The sequence below is a fragment of the Streptomyces sp. CA-250714 genome (assembly GCF_050936705.1).
In the GTDB taxonomy this organism is placed as follows: domain Bacteria; phylum Actinomycetota; class Actinomycetes; order Streptomycetales; family Streptomycetaceae; genus Streptomyces.
On the sequence record NZ_JBNJMI010000001.1, the window covers coordinates 1,611,871 to 1,630,020 of the forward strand.

General features: G+C 68.0%; 20 protein-coding genes and 1 pseudogene. 10 read left to right on the forward strand and 11 right to left on the reverse strand.

Translation table 11 applies throughout. From position 1 onward, the window contains the following. Positions 1-44: 44 nt before the first annotated feature. Positions 45-524, forward strand: coding sequence for a macro domain-containing protein (locus ACQEU8_RS07180; protein WP_433098007.1), 480 nt, complete (start codon positions 45-47; stop codon positions 522-524). 142 nt (positions 525-666) lie between these two features. On the opposite strand, the gene ACQEU8_RS07185 is transcribed toward ACQEU8_RS07180, so the two are convergent. Then, the gene (locus tag ACQEU8_RS07185; RefSeq protein WP_433098009.1) at positions 667-981 is read right to left on the reverse strand and encodes a hypothetical protein; all 315 of its coding nucleotides are present in this window, start codon (positions 979-981) and stop codon (positions 667-669) included. Between the two features lie 866 nt (positions 982-1,847). Between ACQEU8_RS07185 and ACQEU8_RS07190 the strand changes: the two genes are divergently transcribed. Continuing rightward, positions 1,848-2,024 (forward strand): hypothetical protein, encoded by a 177-nt coding sequence (locus ACQEU8_RS07190; RefSeq protein WP_433098011.1) that lies wholly within the window; start codon positions 1,848-1,850, stop codon positions 2,022-2,024. A 99-nt stretch (positions 2,025-2,123) separates the two neighbouring features. Here ACQEU8_RS07190 and ACQEU8_RS07195 read toward each other — a convergent pair. The 6 genes and pseudogenes from ACQEU8_RS07195 to ACQEU8_RS07220 form a co-directional block, all read right to left on the reverse strand. After that, positions 2,124-2,611, reverse strand: a pseudogene (locus ACQEU8_RS07195) (transposase); the annotation flags it as partial. Beyond that, positions 2,532-2,864 carry a hypothetical protein gene (locus ACQEU8_RS07200; RefSeq protein ID WP_433102517.1) on the reverse strand — a complete coding sequence of 111 codons (333 nt, stop codon included), beginning with the start codon at positions 2,862-2,864 and terminating at the stop codon, positions 2,532-2,534. The pseudogene ACQEU8_RS07195 and the gene ACQEU8_RS07200, both read right to left, overlap by 80 nt. Before the next feature lie 44 nt (positions 2,865-2,908). Further along, positions 2,909-3,373, reverse strand: a complete 465-nt coding sequence (locus ACQEU8_RS07205; protein WP_433098013.1) for a hypothetical protein — start codon at positions 3,371-3,373, stop codon at positions 2,909-2,911. Between the two features lie 272 nt (positions 3,374-3,645). Beyond that, positions 3,646-3,927, reverse strand: a complete 282-nt coding sequence (locus tag ACQEU8_RS07210; protein WP_433098015.1) for a hypothetical protein — start codon at positions 3,925-3,927, stop codon at positions 3,646-3,648. A gap of 672 nt (positions 3,928-4,599) precedes the next feature. Then, complete coding sequence (infA, locus tag ACQEU8_RS07215) at positions 4,600-4,824, reverse strand: translation initiation factor IF-1 (protein ID WP_433098017.1); 225 nt, start codon at positions 4,822-4,824, stop codon at positions 4,600-4,602. Then, positions 4,821-5,612, reverse strand: coding sequence for a GNAT family N-acetyltransferase (locus ACQEU8_RS07220; protein ID WP_433098019.1), 792 nt, complete (start codon positions 5,610-5,612; stop codon positions 4,821-4,823). The genes infA and ACQEU8_RS07220 overlap by 4 nt, the downstream gene beginning before the upstream one ends. 311 nt (positions 5,613-5,923) lie before the next feature. Here ACQEU8_RS07220 and ACQEU8_RS07225 point away from each other — a divergent pair, with 311 nt between their 5' ends. After that, a complete protein-coding gene (locus ACQEU8_RS07225) occupies positions 5,924-6,358 on the forward strand; it encodes a VOC family protein (protein WP_433098020.1) in 435 nt (144 codons plus the stop codon). Between the two features lie 129 nt (positions 6,359-6,487). On the opposite strand, the gene ACQEU8_RS07230 is transcribed toward ACQEU8_RS07225, so the two are convergent. Then, entirely contained in the window at positions 6,488-7,036 is a 549-nt protein-coding gene (locus tag ACQEU8_RS07230) for a GNAT family N-acetyltransferase (protein WP_433098022.1), read from the reverse strand. A 124-nt stretch (positions 7,037-7,160) separates the two neighbouring features. Between ACQEU8_RS07230 and ACQEU8_RS07235 the strand changes: the two genes are divergently transcribed. The 4 genes from ACQEU8_RS07235 to alr all read left to right on the forward strand — a co-directional run bounded on the left by ACQEU8_RS07235 (position 7,161) and on the right by alr (position 11,470). Next, positions 7,161-8,045, forward strand: coding sequence for a DUF2268 domain-containing protein (locus tag ACQEU8_RS07235; RefSeq protein ID WP_433098024.1), 885 nt, complete (start codon positions 7,161-7,163; stop codon positions 8,043-8,045). A gap of 33 nt (positions 8,046-8,078) precedes the next feature. Further along, positions 8,079-8,837 (forward strand): MerR family transcriptional regulator, encoded by a 759-nt coding sequence (locus ACQEU8_RS07240; RefSeq protein WP_433098027.1) that lies wholly within the window; start codon positions 8,079-8,081, stop codon positions 8,835-8,837. A gap of 340 nt (positions 8,838-9,177) precedes the next feature. Continuing rightward, positions 9,178-10,314, forward strand: a complete 1,137-nt coding sequence (locus tag ACQEU8_RS07245; RefSeq protein ID WP_433098029.1) for an ABC transporter substrate-binding protein — start codon at positions 9,178-9,180, stop codon at positions 10,312-10,314. Then, the gene (alr, locus tag ACQEU8_RS07250; protein ID WP_433098030.1) at positions 10,307-11,470 is read left to right on the forward strand and encodes an alanine racemase; all 1,164 of its coding nucleotides are present in this window, start codon (positions 10,307-10,309) and stop codon (positions 11,468-11,470) included. The genes ACQEU8_RS07245 and alr overlap by 8 nt, the downstream gene beginning before the upstream one ends. A 197-nt stretch (positions 11,471-11,667) precedes the next feature. Here the strand turns inward: alr and ACQEU8_RS07255 are convergent, their stop codons facing one another. Together ACQEU8_RS07255 and ACQEU8_RS07260 are read right to left on the reverse strand one after the other, a co-directional pair. Further along, the gene (locus tag ACQEU8_RS07255) at positions 11,668-12,513 is read right to left on the reverse strand and encodes a PaaX family transcriptional regulator C-terminal domain-containing protein (RefSeq protein ID WP_433102205.1); all 846 of its coding nucleotides are present in this window, start codon (positions 12,511-12,513) and stop codon (positions 11,668-11,670) included. A 35-nt stretch (positions 12,514-12,548) separates the two neighbouring features. Further along, positions 12,549-13,241: a GNAT family N-acetyltransferase gene (locus tag ACQEU8_RS07260; RefSeq protein WP_433102207.1), complete on the reverse strand. Its 693-nt coding sequence runs from the start codon at positions 13,239-13,241 to the stop codon at positions 12,549-12,551. 130 nt (positions 13,242-13,371) lie between these two features. Between ACQEU8_RS07260 and ACQEU8_RS07265 the strand changes: the two genes are divergently transcribed. Beyond that, positions 13,372-14,418, forward strand: a complete 1,047-nt coding sequence (locus ACQEU8_RS07265; protein WP_433098032.1) for an alpha/beta hydrolase family protein — start codon at positions 13,372-13,374, stop codon at positions 14,416-14,418. Between the two features lie 43 nt (positions 14,419-14,461). On the opposite strand, the gene ACQEU8_RS07270 is transcribed toward ACQEU8_RS07265, so the two are convergent. Beyond that, a complete protein-coding gene (locus ACQEU8_RS07270) occupies positions 14,462-14,680 on the reverse strand; it encodes a hypothetical protein (protein ID WP_433098034.1) in 219 nt (72 codons plus the stop codon). A 35-nt stretch (positions 14,681-14,715) separates the two neighbouring features. On the opposite strand from ACQEU8_RS07270, the gene ACQEU8_RS07275 reads away from it, so the two are divergent. Next, positions 14,716-16,152: a WD40 repeat domain-containing protein gene (locus ACQEU8_RS07275; RefSeq protein WP_433098036.1), complete on the forward strand. Its 1,437-nt coding sequence runs from the start codon at positions 14,716-14,718 to the stop codon at positions 16,150-16,152. Positions 16,153-16,424: 272 nt separating this feature from the next. Beyond that, complete coding sequence (locus ACQEU8_RS07280) at positions 16,425-17,933, forward strand: DUF4246 domain-containing protein (protein WP_433098038.1); 1,509 nt, start codon at positions 16,425-16,427, stop codon at positions 17,931-17,933. Positions 17,934-18,150 lie beyond the last annotated feature (217 nt).

Here is an 18,150-nt window from a genome sequence, read left to right on the forward strand (position 1 = left end):
GACGGACCGAACCGTTGTCAGTGCGGCGGGCTAGTGTCCGGTGCATGGCGCAGCTGGAGATCGTACGGGGGGACGCGACCTCGCCGCAGGGCAAGGGCGTGAAGATCATCGCGCACGTCTGCAACGACCTGGGCGGCTGGGGCAAGGGCTTTGTCCTGGCTCTCTCCCGCCGCTGGCCGGAGCCCGAAGCCGCCTTCCGACGCTGGCACCGGGAGCGGGCACACAACGACTTCGGGCTCGGCGCCGTCCAGTTCGTACAGGTCGACCGCTACGTATGGGTGGCCAACATGGTCGGCCAGCGCGGCATCCGCCGGGGCAGCAAGGGCGTACCGGTCCGCTACGAGGCAATCGACACCGCGCTCGGCCTGGTCGGCGACAAGGCGCGGGAGCTGGGCGCCTCGGTGCACATGCCCCGGATCGGCTGCGGACTGGCCGGTGGCCGCTGGGAGCGCGTCCAGCCGCTGGTGGAGGAACGGCTGGTCCGGCGGGGCGTATCGGTTACGGTCTACGAGACGGACGGTTGATCCGCGGCGCAGCGGAGGGCCGCCGGGGCAGCCGGCTGTTCCGGTGAGGGGTTGCCCCTGCCCGACGCTCGCGGGCTGCGGGCTCGTCGTGGCTGGTCGCGCAGTTCCCCGCGCCCCTGACGGGGGCGCGCTCCCCGGACAGTTACGCCTCGCCACCCGTCCCCTCGGAGATCATGTCCACCCCCACTTCCTCGCGAAGGACGGTAGGAAGGCCGAGATCGCCGCACTGGCTTGCCGGGCTGCTGGCGGGCAGAGCGACACCGAGGCCCCCGATGAAGCCGCCATTCCGCGCCGTGGCTCCGTCGGAACGAGAACCTCCCAGACTGGCACAGGCGTTGTTGAAAGCCGCGTTGCCGAAGCCGATAACCGAGGTGGCGTTCGCGGGCGCGGCGGCGCTGAGAACACCGATCGTGGTAGCAAGCACCGCCAGCGGGCGGATCGCATGGATTTTGCTCATGCATCCACCAACGTGCGGAATTCCAGCCGGACACGGTATCCAGCCACGTCCGGCTCGCCGGACAGGGGGCGGCGCAGGGCCCCTTCCGCCTGGTGGTGCGGCGGAAGCTTCACCGGATGCTTACGGGGAGCGGTACGCGGTGGTCGGCAGCGTGTCGGCAGTGCCTGGATTGGCCCACATGTGGTCCTGGACCACCAGCGACGCATTGTGGTCGCCTCGCCAACTGGTGTCCTGGCGCGATACGGCGACGACTACGGGCAGCAACTCGCGGTGGGTCGGTGGGGGCGGGGCGCGGTGGTCGTAGAGGTCGAGGACTGGACGGCGGCTCCGGCGCCCAGGTCACCGACGACCTGCCGGCCAGCCACCAACGACTCCGGGCCGGGGCCGGTCTTCTGGTCCCAGGTCCTGGCGAGCGAAAAGCGTCGGGGTGGCCTGGTTGCTGTCAGCGCTGGGGCGGCCGTGGTGGTGCCAGATGTCTTCCGTGGAGTCAACCGGCGTGTCCGAGCGGGCACATGCGGGGGGGGTGGGCGTATCCGGGGAATCTCACCCGGGCGCGGCCGGGGTCCCGGCCGTTGCCGCCCGATGCCCCGGTGAACGTTCAGGCCGTTCAGCGTGCGTCCTTGCCGTTGGGGCACGCGCCGCGCACGGGCTCGACCATCGTGGTCAACCCGGCCCTCCCCTAAGGAATGCCTTCAGAAAGCTGGCAGTCTGCGGGCGAGGAGCAGGCACGGAACGTGGGCCATGGGGGAACCTCCGGGCAGGGGGATGTGGCATACGGATAAGCCGTGTCATGGTCAGGGTGGTATGGCGTTCATGGACGGGGCCGTAGCAAGCTGACGCGGAATGACAATCGCGAAGGAGCTGATATGGCCAGCAGGTCCGGCGACAACAACGAGGAAGTCGCTCGCCGTCGGAAGGCGGATGACGAGTGGTGGGAGGCTCGCCGCCGGAGGGAGAGGGAGGAGGAAGAGGCTCGCCAACAGCAGGCGGCAGCAGATGACTATCACCAACAGCAGCAGAATCAGCATTCGTCGTACGACTGATCAGCCGAACGACGCGCAGGACCAACAGCAGGGGCACTACTCGGTACGACGCCCCCATGGCAGGGCGCCCCAGCAAGCCACTTGCCTAAGGGTGTGCTTTCAGGAAGCTGGGAGTCTGCGGGCGAGGAGCACGCACTGAGCGATCTGGAGAAACGCGTCGTGCATGTCGTCCCGGGACTCCCAGCGCACACGCAAGCGACGCGGGCCGCGAAGAAGGGCGATCGCGGATTCGGCGACCTAACGGACCCGTCCCAGCCCCGAGCCGTGCAGCTGACCACGACGCGCGATCTCCGGAGTGACATTCCGCTCGCGGAGCCGTCGGTAGATGTCGTGGTCGTACCCACGGTCGGCATACACCGCCGCGGGCTTGCGCCGGGGCCAGCCCGCTTGCCCCGCACCGGCGGGGAATATCGACCAGCGGCAGGAGTTGGGTGACGTCGTTGCGGTGGACGCCAGTCAACCAGGCCATCCGCCGCCCGCAACCGATCCAGCAACACCTGCTGAAGCTCATCCCACACGCCGGTCGAATGCCACTCGGCCAGGCGCCACCGGCACGTCGGCCCCGGACCAAAGCCCAACTCCTGAGGCCCAGCCGTTCGGCGAGCCGTCGGACGGTCCCGGGCTCCTGATAGCGGTGGACCTCTGCAGGGCGACCAGGTCGATGTTTTCTTCCAGCAGGGCGCGGATGACCTTGTCGTCGCCGTTCCGGACGCGGGTGGCGTCATACCACATGTTCCAGGTGGCCACCCGCAGCCGGTCGGCCACCGGATCAGTGTCGGCCCGCAGGGGGATGGTGGCCACCGGGCCGTCGAGGTCATCGGCGTCGCGGGCGGTGACCACGATGTGTCCGTACCGGCCCGCCGTTCCGCCCGGTGCGACGCCCGTCACTTCGTCGGCGGGCGAGACGGACAGCCAGTCGTCGCCGCTGGGGGTGGTCGGCCGAAGGACTTCAGCGGTCCGGTCAGCGGGACGCACACCGGCTGCCCGGTGATCGCGTTGCCGGTGGTGAAGGAGCCGACCACGAAGTACGGGTCGGGCGTCAGGTCGGTGACGCTCTCGCAGGTCGAGTCGGCCCGTGGCTGGCCTGGCTGGACAGTCCCTTGGAGCTTGAGGACGTAGGGGCCGGGTGAGATGGCGTCGTCCTCGTCGGGGTCGGTAGGCAGGCCGGAGAACCACACGACGGGGGCCTGGCCCGGCGCGTACTCGAAGGTGACGCACGCCGCGTCCGCGTCGGGGCCGCAGTAGAGGGCGACGCGGTGGTCGCCCGCTGCCTCCACCTCGTAGAAGACGGGCATGTCCGCCCCGGGCCGCAGCGGCTCGCTCGTGTAGAGGCTGATCCTGTTCGGCATCGTTGACTCCCGTCACTTGCCAGTGGGGCAGCCGTCGGCTTTTCAGTCCGTCCTCGGCGACTCGCCTCCGGCCGGATCGATCGCTTCGGCCGGTGCAGGACGCCGGTTCTTGCCAATACCTATGCTCCACACCGACCGGACGGTATGGCCGGCACGGTCCGGCGGCGGCCAGGGCCGACGCCGCGCGGCGCAGCGAGGGTCGGCTCGTCCCGGGTCGTGACGCACGGCCGCGCGCCGTGGAGTAGTGGAGCAGTGGAGAGAAGGGAACGGGATTACCAGTCGCTGCAGGCGTAGGCCATGCCGAGCCAGGCGCCAGCGATAGCGCCGATACGCCCGCTCTTCCACATGGTCTCCAGCTTCTGGCGATTGGCTCCGTAACTGCGGGGCGAGATTGCGGTAGTTCCCGCAGGCTTCGTCCTTCGTGCCGGGCGGGAGCCGAGTGCGGGGTAAGTGATGGTGTCGTACGGCTCGGTGAAGACCATGCCGGTGATCGGAGCCATGCCCTCTCCGAAGGTGTCCGCATTCCAGTGCTTCTCGCGCTGGTTGGAAGACACGGTCCTGCCCTCGTCGCTTGATCAGGCCGACATTCAGCTTGGGCCCGTCGGAAGTGCTGTGCCCGCGGCGCTGCAGTGGTCACGCCGCCGACACCGCCGAGCTTCTTGTTGATCAGCTGGATGCGTCCGCTGGCGCCCAGCTCGATCTGGGCGGGCGGCACCCCGTCCGCCGCGGTACCGGGCCCGGCCGTCAGTGACGCCAACAACAACACCGGAACCGCTGCCCAGGCGCCGCGTCGCCGCATCACCGCACCGCTGATCACTGGCCACTCCCCTCACCCAAGACCCCCGCGATGAGGTGGACTCGCCCCGTCTCTTCCGGTGCCGCCTGAACCGGCCACGCGCTTCCGCTAATCGAAGGACGGCCTGTGACTTCAGTGAGGTTCAGAGGGGAAACACCGGCTGCGCCGGTTCAACAGACCGCAGCCGCAGCAGTCGACCCCGACCTGCAACGAGTGCTGATCGACTACCCGGCCCAGGCCCCTGCGCGGTGGGCAAAGCCGCGGATGCCGCGCAACCCGCGCTCCTAGCGCGCCAGGTCAAGCAAGGAGCTGCTGCCCGAGGCGCACATCCGTTGGAGGGGAGCCGTGCAAGCCATCATCGGGACCCCGGGCACGGAAGCGCCGTGACCGGGGCCCCAGGATCAGCTACCGCGGAAGGTGCCGACCGCCGCTAGTTCCGGTACCGGAACACGATCCGGCCGCGTGTCAGGTCGTACGGTGGGAGCTCCACCAGCACCCGGTCCTCCAGCATGATCTTGATGAAGTTCTTGCGGATCTTGCCGCTGATGTGCGCGAGCACCCGATGGCCGTTCTCCAGCTCCACGGTGAACATAGCGCTGCGCAGGCACTCGACGACCCTGCCCTCGACTTCGATGATGTTCTTGTTGTTCGTCATCGCACCAGCTCCAGGTTGCTGCTCGTCGGCCGGGCGCCGATGCCCTCGAACAGCGCCGAGGCCGGTCGGTTGGACTCTTGGACTTCGGCCCAGGCCGCGGTGGACCCGGAGCGGTGCAGCGTCCCCAGCGTGTGGGCCAGCAGCGCCCGCGCGATGCCGCGGCGCTGCTCGTCGGCCCGGACGGCGACGAGCCCGATGCGCGGCCGGTTCGTCGTCACCACCCGGATCAGACCCAGGTAGCGGTCCGGCGCCGCGGCGACCGCGTATTTCGACGGGTCGACGATGGTGTCGCCTTCGGGGCGGGGAATCACTTCCGCGGGCATCGACTGCCACCCGACGGCCGCCTCGACCTCGTCACGGATCGCGCGGTCCACCGCCCGCAACAGGCCCTCGTCCGCCTGACCGGCGGGAACGATCGTCACGCCCGAAGGCGGCAGGACTTCGTCGAGCCCTGTGACCCCCGGGTCGGTCGGCACGACGTACTCCCACTCGCGGCGCCGGATCGTGAAACCGGCCCGCCGCCAGCCGGCCGTCAGCTCGACGTCGGCTTCGTCGACCAGCGTGTACAGCGGCGCCGGCAGTTCCGCCAGCATCGCCTCGGCGAGCCGGTCGAAGGTGGCGTCGTGCCAGGCGTCGATGCTGACGAACAAGCGTCCGTCGGGCCGGTGCTGCGCATGCCCGCGGCCGACCACCAGGTCGTCCTCCAGCGCATGCCATTGCCTGTCAGCGACGCGCGTGATCAGCACCGCGTTCTCGCTCAGGCCAGATGTAAAAGGCTTCGCGTTCATCGGAGTCTCCCTCCAGGAGTGCCTCGATCTCAGGCGCTCCTGGCGACACCGAACGTCAGCCGCCGGACCGTGACGGGTTGAGGGAGCACCCATGGGTAACTGTGTTCACGGGTCTCACCTCCATACGACGACTTCACGGTCCGCCAGGACGGTAGCAGCGGGGCGCTGCCTCGCTCAAAGCATTTCCTATGAGCTCGTAGCGCGATCACGATCCGGTCTTCTTGAGGCATCCTCCAGTGGGTGAGCATCCCGACAACGTGCGGCTCCTCACCAGGAGTTGAGCAACAGACCCGCCCTGATATGGTGCGCCGATGTCATCGATCAAGCAGTTCCAAGTCACGTTCGACTGCGCAGAACCTGAGCGCGTGGCTCGCTTCTGGTGCGAGGTGCTGGGGTACGTCGTACCGCCGCCACCGGAGGGGTTTGCTACTTGGGACGATTTCAATCGCTCGCTGCCGCCTGAGGAGCGGGATTCATGGTTCTCATGCAGTGATCCCTCAGGTGTGGGCCCGCGGATGTACTTCCAGCGCGTTCCCGAAGGCAAGGTCGTCAAGAATCGGCTGCATCTTGATGTGCGGGTCGGCACCGGACTCGTGGGTGAGGAGCGCCTGGCCGCACTCGAGGCGGAGTGCGCACGATTGGTCGCGCTCGGCGCGGTACGCGTACGACTGCTGCCTGCCGATGAGGAAAACGAGTCGTGCCTTGTGATGCAGGACGTCGAGGGCAACGAGTTCTGTCTCGACTGAGCATCCGGAGACGGCGCGGTGGGGAGCCGTCTCCCTTGGGCCTCTCTTGAATGTGGTCCCCTAGTCCCCTATGGGGCGGGACTATCCCGTGAGAGCCAGGCTGTGAAGCAGATACGGGACAATCCTTGGCTACCCGTGAACATCCGGGCCGCCTTCCCCACGCCACTCGTCTTCAAGGACGCTGAACACTTCGGAGTCTCGCCAGCCGTCCCGTATCAACGCGGTGTGACGATGACGTCCTTCCCATGTCATGCCGAGCTTGCCGAGCACCCGTGCCGACCCGAGGTTCCGCGGGTCGCAAGTGGCATGGATGCGGTGGAGCCGGAGATCCTCGAACCCTCGCGCAAGTAGTTCCTGCCCGATCGCGGTTCCGACGCCCTGCCCCCAGACCCGAGGATGCACGGCATAGCTGATCTCGCCCTGACGGTGCCCTCGGCTCCGGACGTGGAGCTCGCCCATGCCGACTACGGCGCCCTCGACACGCGCCGTATAAGCGAACCGTTCCTGGGGCGAGTACGCCCATGCATCGACCGCAGCCGCCACGAAGTCGCGTGTTTGCTCTTCGGTGTTCGGTCCCCACGCCTGGAAGCGGCAGACCTGAGCGAGGGAAGCCCAGGAGTGGACAGCTCGCCAGTCCGCGAGCTCGATTCTGCTCAAGGTCACCGAAGGTCGAGCCACGAGCTGATCTTGTCAGACCCACAAGCTGATCTTGTCGGACGCAGTCGCGACGGCGGACCGCCCGCATGACGGAGAGCGCCGATGGTTTGACCTTGACGTTACGTCAACTTCTAGCATCGCGGCCATGTCGATAACCGTTCTTGACACCTACTCCGCCATGCGCCGGATCCTGCTGGCCCCGGTCGCGGACCGCGTTGACCTGCTGCGTTCGATGCTGGAGGCCAACAGGGGCATGTACCGCTACCACCCCGGCGAGGTCGACCTGGTGGCCCTGCACCTCCAATCGTCCGGGTTCCCCATCGACCGTGACGAGGAGCGTTGCCTCGACGCGCTCGAAACCCTGGCGGCGGCCGGAGCCTGGGAGCGGATGCAACGCGCGCTCGACGACGCTCTCGCCGTACTGCTGGAAGCGACGCCGGGGCTGGAGGCCCCGGACATCACCGTGCTATTCGTCCTCGGCGATCCGGGTGACGAGCACTTCATGGGTCCCTGCAAAGGATTGACCGGGTTCGGCGGCATCTCGGGCCACATCGCCATCACTTTCTGGCCCTTCCCCGAGAACGTGGAGCGGCTGGAGGCCACCGCCGTGCACGAGCTCCACCACAACCTGCGCTGGGCCCCGGGCGGCGTCGTATGGGACCCGATGACCGTAACGGTCGGCGATCACATCGTCGGCGAGGGCCTGGCCGACGCCTTCGCCCGCCAGCTCTACGGCGACGAGCTCGGCCCCACCCGCATCGGGGTGCCGCACCTGCACGACGACGAGGTGTTCAGCAAGGTACTCACCGGGCTCGATGTGACAGGCATGGAGAACTTCACTGCCTGGGTGCACGGCGACCCCAGCGCCGAGCGCTTCGGCCTCACCCCGGTGGGACTGCCGATGGGTGCCGGGTACGCCGCGGGCAACAGGCTGGTCGACACCTATCTGGCGGCGACCGGGCAGACCGCGGCGCAGGCCCTGCACGCCGACAGCTCGGAGGTCATCGCCGCCACGCTCCACCGCGGGTAACAGCCACGCTCCGCCGCGGGTAACACTGGAACGATGGAGTGGACCATCCAGGAACTCGCGACGAGGGCCGGCATCACCAGCCGCACCCTGCGTCACTACGACCGCGTCGGACTGTTGGCCCCGTCCCGGATCGGCGCCAACGGGTACCGCTACTACGACGCGGGTGCGGTCGCCCGGCTCCAGCGGATCCTGCTGATGCGCCGACTGGGCATGGGCTTGCCGGCCATCGCCGAGGTCCTGGCCGACGAGGTGGACACCTGCGAGGGGCTCCGCACCCATATCGCCGAGCTGGAAGAGGAACGGGACCGCATCGAACGGCAGATCCGGTCCGTGCGTCACACACTCGAAGCCCTTGAGGCGGGCGCTGAACCGCGGATGGACGTCATGCTGGCGGGGTTCAACGACCACTACAAGGACGAGGTGATCTCACGCTGGGGCGAGCGCGCGTTCCAAGTGAGCAACGACTGGTGGCACGGCAAGTCCCTTGACCAGCAGCGGGCCTGGAAGCAGGCCGCCGAGGACCTCGTCGCCGCATGGGTGGCCGCAGCGAAGGCCGGGGTTTCTCCGACATCGGAACACGCTCAGTCACTGGCTGCCCGGCACGTCCAGTGGCTGAGCGAGATCCCGGGCACCCCCACGGCCGAGGGCGACCGGGAGCGCTCGATCGAAATGGTGAAAGGCCTCGGGGACATGTACGTCGACGACCCCCGCTTCGCCGGCATGTACGACGACGCCGCGGGGGCCACGTTCGTCCGCGACGCACTGCAAACGTACGCGCGGACGCGGATGTAGCTCGTGCAGCGCTCGCAGAAGTGACTCTTTCCCGGGGCGAGTTCGGGAACACACCCGTGGTCGGCGGGCACTGCTCCGCGCGTGATCGGCCGGACAAGTCCTAGGTGGAGGCTGCGCAGCTGTCGGTGACGTCAAGTCCGGTCAGGAGAGAAGGGAACAATCGCGCGGCGGCCCATCACTTGGTATTTCCAAGTTGTGTGGCTACGCTTCCGCTGCCTGATCACAGCAGCAGGGACGACGGATGAGCTCTCCACCGGGCCGGCTGAACGCGTACTCCCGAGTCTTTCCACTCTGCGATCCGGACACACAGCAACTGAATCGTCGCTCGGGAGACGCCAACGTGAGTACGCCACCATCGCCACCTGCTGCCGAGCAGACCGACGGATCAGCCGTCCGGATCGGCGCTCTCGTTCCGCTGACGCGGCCCGGCTGGGTCGAGGCGGGCCAACACCTGCTCTCTGGACTCGAACTGGCCGTTCGCGACGTCAATGACGCCGGAGGGATCGTCGGAAGACCACTCGAGCTGGTGGTCCGGGACACCGCCGCTGATCCGCACACGGCTGAGGCAGCCGTAGAGGAATTGGCTCGCCTGGGCGTGGCCGCCTTGGCGGGCGAGTATCACAGCGTCGTCGCTCGCGCCGCCGCCGGCCGGGCCGACGCCCTCGGTCTGCCGTTCCTGTGCTCGTCAGCGGTTCTCGACGCGCTCACCGAACAGCCGACGGAATTGATAGCGCGCCTCTGCCCGCCGCAGTCCCGCGGCTGGCGGATCTACGCGGACTTCCTCCTCAGCGCGGGCTACAGCCGCATCGCCGTAGCAGCCCAGCCGAGTGTCTACTGGGCATCGGGGACCCGCATTCTGCGGGACTACCTCGCCGAACGCGGCGGCACCGTCATCGAACTCGACATGAGCGCGCTCACCCCTGCGGCCATGTGCGACGAACTCGTCGACAGCGGCGCGACAGCCCTCCTTCTCCTGGTCGGCCACCCGGAACCGGCAGTGCCGCTCGTCAAGGCCGTACGCCACGACCAGCGCCTGGCCGAGATCTTGATCGGTGCTCCGGCCGGGCAACCCGAGTTCACCGAGTGGGCGACCTTGCTGAGCGACGACGGCGCCGCGATCCCGTTCCTGCGCTATCTGCCCGAGCGCCTCACCCCACTCGGCGAACGAGTCGAGACGGCCCTCCGTGAACAGCTGGCCGAAGCCCCCTCCTTCGTCGCCTTCGAGGGCTACGACACGATCGCCGTCCTCGCCGAAGTGCTGCGTTCTCACGGCGCCGACCGGACGCGTATTGCCGAATTCTGGCCGCGCGTCGCGGTCGAAGGCACCCGCGGACAGATCCAGTTCTCCCGCACACCAGGCATCAGCGTGTGGCAATGGGCTGGCGCGCCTGTCCAAGTCGTTGATCGAGATCCGGCCGAACCCGATCGCTTTCGGATCCTCCACGCCGACTCAAGGGACCGGGGACGCGATGAGTGAGACAGCTGCCGCGCCGACCGCCACCGTGCGCGCACGTGCCGAGATCGATCTGAGTGCCCTGCGCGCCAATGTGCAGGCCCTGCGTGCCCGGGCACAGGGCGCCGCCGTGATGGCCGTCGTCAAGTCCGACGCGTACGGCCACGGCGCGGTGCCGTGCGCCAGTGAGGCCCTCGCCGCGGGCGCGAGCTGGCTCGGCACGACCACGGCCGAAGAGGCTCTCGAGCTGCGCGCGGCCGGGCTTCCTGGCCGCATCCTGTGCTGGCTGTGGGTGCCGGGCGGGCCCTGGCGGCAGGCGATCGAGGCCGACATCGACGTCTCGCTGGGTGGCATGTGGGCCCTGCGTGAGGTCGTCGAGGCCGCCCGGGCGGCCGGACACCCCGCGCGCGTGCACCTCAAGGCCGACACCGGGCTCGGCCGCAACGGCTGCGGGCCCGGCGAGGACTGGGCCGAACTGGTCGCGGCGGCGCTGCGCGCGGAGGCCGAGGGGCTGGTCCGGATCGTCGGACTCTTCTCGCACTTCGCATGCGCCGACGTGCCGGGTCACCCGTCCATCGCCGCCCAACTCGCCCAGTTCCGGGAGATGACGGCGTACGCCGAGGAGCAGGGCGTACGGCCCGAGGTGCGGCACATCGCCAACTCGGCGGCCACCCTCACCCTGCCCGAGACCCACTTCGACATGGTCCGTACGGGCATCGCCATGTACGGCGTCTCGGCCGGCCCGGAGTTGGGCACCCCGGAGGACTTCGGGCTGCGCCCGGTGATGTCGTTCAGCGCCGTACTGGCCCTGGTCAAGCGCGTCCCCGGCGGCCACGGCGTCAGCTACGGCCATCACTACGTCACCCCCGGTGAGACCACCCTCGGCCTGGTGCCGGTCGGCTACGGGGACGGCATCCCGAGGCACGCGTCGGGCAGCTGCCCGGTGCTGGTCGACGGCAAGTTGCGGACGATCGCCGGGCGGGTCGCCATGGACATGTTCGTGGTGGACCTCGGTGGCGACGAGCCCACGGTGGGCAGTGAGGCCATGTTGTTCGGGCCCGGCGACCGGGGGGAGTCCACCGCCGAGGACTGGGCGCGGGCCGCCGACACCATCGCGTACGAGATCGTCACGCGCATCGGCACGCGCGTTCCACGCGTCTATCTGAATGCGTCTGCGTGAACGTATCTGAATGCGTCCGCGTGAATGCGTCCATGTGAGCGCAGTCAGGTGGAGGGGCAAGGCGTCGGGCAACCGTTCCGCGGCGGCACCCACCCAAGCGCAGTTCATCCGGATTGCGGTCCGCTGAACTGCCGACCGAGATCGCCGCTCTCTCGGCGCCGTAGCCCAACAGCGTGATGTGCGCCTTCCGTTCTGTCTCAGCGCGTGGCCCGGTCTGCTGCTTCCCGGGCGATGTCGGTGTAGAGGCGGAAGAGAGCCGGGCGGGCTTCGCCGTGGTCTCGTTCGAGCAGGGCTGCCCAGCACCGGGCGACGAGCTCCCGGGCCTGGGTGCCGGGCCAGGGCTGGGGCAGGAGCTGAGGCGGCAGCAACGGGTCGGGCTGGATGGAGCGGGTGAGTTCGGCGGCCAACTCGACTGCGACGGTGAGGAGTTCGGATGGGGAGAGTCCGGCACTGTCGGTGAGCCGGGCGAGGCGTGGCTGGGCGATGCGGATGAGGCGGTGGTAGCGGTCGCTGATCTCTTGCAGGGGCCACAGCTGGCGGGCGAGTTCGGCAGGCTCTTTGGTATGGCCCCTGCGCAGATCCGTCGTGGTGAGGAGGGTGAGCGCACCGTGGGCGCCCAGGCGGTGCGCTGCGTCTTCGACGTACGGTTCCCAGGCGTTGGCGCAGACATACAGCCCGCCCTGGAGCGGGGCGCCGCCGAGGTGGACGAGTGTCTCGCGCAGGGAATCCCGGGCGGTGCGCGCCGATTCCGGCACCGCGAAAGCGGCCAGGTGCCAGCTGCCGTCCCAGGGTGCGAGCCCGGCATCCTGCTGGAATGCGTGCCGGAGGAAGTCGGCGTTGGGGGCGAGGGCACGCGTGGTGTCCGCGGTCGCGCGCAGCTCCGCCTTGCGGCCTCGACCCTCATGGGTGAACCGGCCTTCGGCCACGAGGCGTTTGATGCACAGCCGTACCTGCTGGTCGCTCATGCCCAGGGTGTTTGCGATGGTGTACAGCTCGTCCGCGCTGACGGTGTCGTCCTCGCGGATCAGGGCGTGGACGAGCATGCGGGTGGGGACCTCGACGTGGTCCGCTTCGGCGCTCACAGTTCCCTCGCTCCCGCAGTCGCGTCTCTCGCTCCCGCAGTCGCGTCTCTCGCTGGTGTAGCCGCGTCTCTCGCTCCTGTGGTCGCGACGGGGCGGTGCATGGTGGTCACCGCGCCGAAGCCCAGCAGCCTGCGCAGGTAAGGGGTCTGCTCGGTCCGTACGGCCGTGAAGCCGCGCCGCTCGTACAGGGCTCTGGCGCGCGGGTTGGTGTCGATCACGTCCAGTCTGATCTCCCGGCAGTCCTGCTCCGCCGCGACGGCGGCCACCTCCTCGATGAGCAGGCTCCCGACGCCGCGGCCGCGTACGTCCCGGTCCACGGCGATGCCGTCCATGACGAGTTGCCCGGGCGCCGGATGGCGTTCGAACAGGGCGAGAAGCAGCAGTCGGTGGAGTCCTCGCAGGTGTCCGTACGCGCGCAGCACGGCGGAGGCCGATCCTCCGGTGAGGGCCCGGCCGCCGAGCTGATAGCCGGCGAGGCCTACGAGCCGCTCGTCCAGGAGCGCGCACACCGCGCGATCGGCGTTCAGGTGGGCAGCGATGAAGGACACCGCCTTGTCCAACGGGTTCAGCGCGGGGCCGAGTTTGCGGCCGAAAGCGTCCCAGTACAGCTCGGCCGCCCGCCGCTCGGCTCCAGCAGGCACGCCCCGCCGCACTGTCACCGTTCCACTGCCCGTGCCCGGTTCGTCCAGTTCCACGGTCCGTGCCCCCTCTCACTGCGACCAACCTAAGCCTGAAATCTATCACGACCGCCACGACCGTTCCATCAGTGATAGTTTCGAGAGGACGCTGCGTACACCTGGACAAAGGCGGTCGGATCCCATGTGCCCAAAATCCAAAACCAGGCGGCGGCGCGGGCTCCGCATCGCCGTGTGGTCACTCGTCGGCGTCCTGGTGGTGGCCGCCGGTCTTGTCGGTGTGGTGCTGTGGCAGAACTCCTACGACATGGACGAGCAGCGGGTTTCGATCCGCCACGGCGGCCACACCCTCAACGGCGTACTCACCACGCCCAGGGACGGCCGCAAGCACCACGGCCTGGTCGTGTACGTCCACGGTGACGGGCCCGTCGACGCCACCCACGACGACGGTTACAAGCCCATGTGGGAAGCGAACGCCAAGGCCGGGTACGCCTCCCTGTCCTGGGACAAGCCCGGCGTCAACGGCGCACCCGGCAACTGGCTCGACCAGTCCATGAACGACCGGGCCGACGAGGCAGCCGCCGCCATCGCCTGGGCGCGCGCCCGCCCGGACATCGACGGCGACCGGATCGGACTCTGGGGCGCCAGCCAGGCGGGCTGGGTGCTGCCGAAGGTCGCCGCCAAGACGCCCGTGAGCTTCGTCATCGCCGTCTCGCCCGCGATCAACTGGCTCCAGCAGGGCCGCTACAACCTCCTCGCCGAGCTGCGCGCAGCCGGGGCATCGACAGCCCGCACCAAGGCCGCGATCGCCAGGAGCGACACCACCCGCCGGCTGCTGAAACGCCACGCGCCCTTCGAGGAGTATGTCAAGGCCATGGAGGGCGACGCGGACGGCATGACCGCCGACCGCTGGCGCTTCATCTCAAAGAACTACACCGCGGACGCCACCCAAGACCTGCGCGCCCTGCGCGGCATACCGGTGCTGCTGATCACCGCAGGCCATGACATCCACGTGGACACCGCTGACACCGAGCGTGTCTACCGCAAGACGCTGGACGCGGGCGGCACTTTGACAGTCGAGCACTACCCCGACGCCGCCCATTCACTGCTCAAGCACTCCATCGAGCAGTCCGACGTCAAGACCACACTCACCGCACTCATCTCCCCCCGCCGGCTCTTCGCAGACGGGTTCCTGGACAGCCAACGGCAGTTGCTCGAGGAGCTCGGCTGAGGCCGCGTGTCACTCTGAGGTCGGCGCCGCCATCGCCAGCACCTCAGCGGATTGTCTGCTCACGCAGGAAGCGGCGCTCCCTGATCCGTCGCCGCACCTGCCGCCGGCGGGCGGCGTGGGCGAGATCTTCCCGGCGGACGTTCAGGAACGCAGCGAGAGCCACCACGGCCTCAACCTGCTGCTGGGTGTCTGAAGGCCACCGGGCGTTGGTGACGGTCCTCGGATCGTGGTCCTTGCAGCCCTGAAGCACGTCGGCGCACACTGATCGCCCTCTGGCTTCGAGACGAAGGAAAGCCTTTGTCCATCCACCCCTTCTACGGCGTGCGAGTGCTCGCCCCGGCCCCCGACCGGCGGCATGTGAGATTTCGAATCTTCGTCGTCGACTACAACGTCGAACGCCGGTGGCATGCCGAACTGCCAGGAGACCCCGGCTTCTTCCTGTCGCTGCTGTGGGAGAGCGCGGACGACGGCGGCGGTGCACTCGGTGATGTGTTCACCTGGCGGGAGCTCGAGAACGACGGCTGGCTGACCCTGAACACCCGGTGGTTTGTCGAAAGCGTCGAACGCGTCGCCGTCCGCAACTATCCCCTGTCCGGCGAGGACTGGGAGCACATCGGTGCCCTCCAAGAAGAGGGCATTCACCAACGAGACGACGGCTGGCCGGATGAGGGCCGTCTCGTGCAGGCGGACTACCAGGTGCAGGTCACCGACCCACGCTGGCTGGAGCATCTGTGGTCCGGCCTGAGCTGGGAGACCGGGTACTACCCGGACCCAACCCGCAGGCTGCGCGCCGAGGATGCCCCGCACGTACCGGATCTCACGGAACCGGAGGCCGTCCTCACTCCGTTCGCCGGGTCCGACTACGACCACATCGTGGTGCCGGCATTCTCCGACGACGGCCGCTTTCTCGCTGTCACCAGCGAGGACGGCGAACTGGCCGTATACGACATGGACAACCTGTCCGAGCGGCTCCGCGTATCACCTGTCTCGGCCGGCCGGGACATCATGTGGGTGCCCGGGCAGCACGTGGTCACGCTCAAGGAGGACGAGTACGACGAGCTTCGTCCGTGGGCCTTCGACCTCGACGCCGACACCTGGACCGATATCCCGGTGCAGCCGGGCCGCGTACGCTCGCGCACCGGCTGCTTCCGGGTCGAGTACGGTGACGGCGGCCGGGTGGACTTCGTCTCCGGGCAGTGCACGCCCGATCGCACGATACGGCTCGGTGACGAATCCTCCGGCCGGGTCCAGGGCGTGGCATTCAGCGCGGACGAGACCAGGATGTTCGTAGCCCACGACTCGAAGGTGCACGTGATCGAGCCGGCCACCGGCGGGATCCTGGACGCGATCACCGTGCCGGGCGACTGGCTGAACTCGCTGGCGGCGAGCCCGGACGGTTCGTATCTGGCCGTGGCGACGGAGGACTGGAACGATGAGCGGAAGTGCACACCCGACATCTACCGGGTCGCCGACCGTGAGCTCATCATGCGACGCCCTGCGAAGGACCCCGCACAGGCCGGGATCAGTGCCCAGTCCCTCGCCTGGTCACCCGACGGCGCCTGGCTGGCGGCCATCGTCGAGAACGAGATTCACCTCTTCCGCGTCGGCCTGCCAGACGAGCCGCCGGCCAGTCTCAGGCTCTCGGCGCCGAGTCATGATGCCCGCAAGTCCACGCCCGAACCAAGGGGCCAGGACGACGCACCGGAGTCCCTGTCGACCGTTCGACCGCACTGAGCACTGGGCCGGACGTCTCGGTGCGTCCAGGCGAGGATGAAAGCACGTCACCGTAGGGACAGCGGAGTGAACGCCCCGCACTGCGGAGCACGGAAGTGACGAGGGAACTCTGCCCGCCGGCTCTGACCCGTTCGAACCGGCCGGCAAGAGCCACAAGCGACTACGCCGGCGCCCTGACACCCGGACCAGTCATGACAGGGACCACGGCTGCGGTGTCAGTCTGCCGAAGTATCCTTCCCGCCACCGCACACCGACTGGGAGGACCAAGAGAATTGACTGACCTGTCTGCTTTCCCGCTGCCCTTTGAAGCTTCCCGTTCCATATCGTTCGCGACACCTCGAACGCTGCGGGAACTTCAGATGATGCAGTGCAGCGCACACATTCGGGCGAAGCCGGGGTGGTTCGACAAGATGAACGACGCCGACATCGTCGCCAGGTGGCAGCAAGAAGCGGTCGCCCAGGGCCTCACCGAAGCGCAAGTTAGCTACGTGCTTGACGAACTCGCGCATTATGCCGCGCTGCGGGACGAGCAAACTGGCGCCGAGGTGTCCGCGGTCGACGGTGTGTGGCAGTCGGACACGCTGGTCGACGACGAGCTCAGATCCCGGCTGCGTGAGGCGGTTCGGGTTCTGGAACAGGTCCCCGAAGCAGAACAGGACTGGCATCCAGGATCCGACGGCCAGGTGCTGGATCTGGTTCATCCCTCACTTTTCTGTCTGGTGCGCGAGGTGAGCGGTGCGCCCGAGCGAGCTTGGCAGAACCCGACGGACCGCTATTCGCGGTACGAATTCTCGGAGAAATTCCAGTGGCTGCCCACGGACGTCGACGTCAGTGACGACGGCGATGTCGCCTTCCGTTCGTACGTCAACAACGTCCACCCCGAGACCCATCGCGAACTGGCCTCCGTCCTACCGGACTTGTTCGCGCGTATGCGCCCGCTGCTGGAGAACGTGCTCACCGATCTGCGTCATCCGCGACCTCTGCGGATCGAGGCCGATCCTTACGGGTGGTACGACTCGGAGCCGGAGTTTCCGGACAAATCTTCCTACAGCGATGATGAGGCCTACCAAGAAGCCCTCCATGCATGGGAACAGGCCCAGGACGACTGGTGGGAAAACCGCCGCCCGGTCATCCCGGACGCCCCGGTCTTCACCCCTCCGGAGTTGCCCGATGACTCCGCCCGGGTCGACCTGCGCGGCCGTCGTCTCCAGGTCATCGTCAAGCTCGCCACCATTCATCTCACCGCGGAGAAACCCGAGTACCCCGGGGGTTCCTGGCATGTCGAGGGGATGATGAACGAGCGGATCGTCTCGACCGGCATCTACTACTGGGACAGCGACAACATCACCGAAAGCCGGCTGAGTTTCCGGGCGGCAATCGACGACCCAGGCTATGAACAGAACGACGACAATGGTCTGCGTGAGGTCTACGGTCTGGAGGACGAAGACGCACTGAACCAGATGCTGGGATCGGCATCGACCCCAGCCGGCCGCTGCCTGGCGTTCCCGAACATCCTGCAACACCGCGTCAGCTCATTCCGCCTCACGGACCCCACCCGCCCGGGATACCGCAAAATCCTCGCATTCTTCCTGGTCGACCCATCGGAAAGGATCGTCTCGACATCCGATGTGCCACCGCAACAGCCATGGTCCGACACCTCGACCATGACCCTGGAACAGGCCAAGAGCTACCGCGAACAACTCATGCAGGAGCGCAAGTTCTTCGTCGATGAACACAACGTGCAGCTCTACGAACGAGAGTTCTCCCTCTGCGAGCACTGAACCTTTTCTGTCCTGAATACGCGCAGGTCAAGAAGCGTTTGCGGCCTGGACGACGGTGCCGATACGGCGGGTGGAGCATCTGCTCGCCGGAGCCGGAGCACCCAGGACAAGTGGATCATTTTGAAAGAGATCGCCCATACACCGCTTGTCGACGGCGACGCCTTCGCCCGCATTTAGGGCCGACCAGGCAAAGGCCGTGCTCTCCGCCGGTCAGACA